General features: G+C 66.1%; 1 protein-coding gene. It reads right to left on the bottom strand.

Annotated elements, in window-relative coordinates; all coding sequences use genetic code 11:
- Positions 1-81: 81 nt before the first annotated feature.
- On the bottom strand, positions 82-1,488 hold the full coding sequence (locus tag GM1_RS21235) for a class II fumarate hydratase (RefSeq protein WP_008382391.1): 1,407 nt from the start codon (positions 1,486-1,488) through the stop codon (positions 82-84).
- Positions 1,489-1,600: the final 112 nt, after the last annotated feature.

Genomic DNA, 1,600 nt, shown 5'->3' with positions numbered 1-1,600 from the left:
GCTCCGCTCTCTCAAGGAGCAGGAGGAAAGCCCGCACTCGAGGAGCAGGGGAGTGTCCCCGTTCCTCCCTCCGAATGAACGTCAGCGGAGGCGGTCGACGTTCGCCATCTTGAGCACGTCGAGGCGAGCGTCGAGCTCGTCGAGCGACAGCTTGTCGCCGATGAGTCCACGGTCGATCACGGTCTGCCGGATGGTCTTGCCCTCGCGCAGCGCCTCCTTGGCTACAGCGGCGGCCTCCTCGTATCCGATGGCGGAGTTGAGCGGCGTCACGATCGACGGTGACGACTCCGCCAGGGTGCGGAGGCGGTCCTCGTGCGCGACGAGCCCGCTGATGCACCGGTCGGCGAACAGCCTCGACACATTGGCGAGCAGGGTGATCGACTCGAGCACGTTACGCGCCATCATCGGGATGTAGACGTTGAGCTCGAAGGCGCCGTTGCCGCCACCCCACGTGACTGCGGCGTCGTTGCCGATCACCTGAGCAGCCACCTGCGTGACCGCTTCGGGCAACACCGGATTGACTTTGCCGGGCATGATCGAACTGCCGGGCTGCAGATCCGGAAGAGCGATCTCACCAAGGCCGGTGAGTGGACCCGAACCCATCCATCGGACGTCGTTCGCGATCTTCGTCAGCGAGACGGCAACAGTCTTGAGCTGCCCGGACAGCTCGACGAGTCCGTCGCGCGCGGCCTGCGCCTCGAAGTTGTCGGTCGCCAGGCTGAGCGCATCGACGCCGGTCAGTGCGATGAGCTGCTCCACCACCTTGGTCCCGAAGCCTTCCGGGGCGTTGAGTCCGGTGCCGACGGCGGTGCCGCCGATCGCGAGCTCACCGACGCGAGGCAGAGTCGCACGCAGACGTTCGACGCCGGCCTCGACCTGCCGGGCGTATCCGCCGAACTCCTGGCCGAGCGTCACCGGAACCGCATCCATGAGGTGCGTGCGTCCGGACTTCACGACCGTCCTCCACTCCGACGACTTGGTCGCCAGCGCGCCGTGGAGCTGCTCCAGCGCCGGAATGAGTTCGCGTACAACGGCTTCAGTCGCGGCGACATGGGTGGCGGTCGGGAACGTGTCGTTTGAGCTCTGGGACATGTTGACATCGTCATTGGGGTGGACGCTCACGCCGTTCTGCGCGGCGATCGACGCGATCACCTCGTTGGCGTTCATGTTCGAACTGGTGCCTGAGCCCGTCTGGAAGACGTCGATCGGGAACTGGGCGTCGTGCACACCGTCGGCGATCTCTCGGGCGGCGGCGACGATCGCATCCGCCTTCTGCGCATCGAGCAGCCCCAGGTCGTGATTGACCTGTGCTGTCGCCGCCTTCAGCAGTCCGAGCGCACGGATCTGGGTCCGCTCGAGCGGCCGGAAGCTGATCGGGAAGTTCTCGACCGCACGCTGGGTCTGCGCCCTCCAGAGCGCGGCCGCGGGCACCCGCACCTCGCCCATCGTGTCGTGTTCGATCCGGTATTCGATGTCATCGGCAGCCATGCTCTGTCCAACCGCGCCGACGCTCTCGATGTTCCGGCGGCGTTCTGACCTGTGGACAGTTCCTGGGCCCAATCGTCCATCGGGCCTAGACTCGGGACCATGACCTTCGCTT

Origin of the sequence: Gordonia malaquae NBRC 108250, from assembly GCF_000344135.1 — a bacterium.
In the GTDB taxonomy this organism is placed as follows: domain Bacteria; phylum Actinomycetota; class Actinomycetes; order Mycobacteriales; family Mycobacteriaceae; genus Gordonia; species Gordonia malaquae.
The sequence above is the reverse complement of the archived record's forward strand: the minus strand, read 5'-3'. Positions and strand labels throughout refer to the sequence as shown.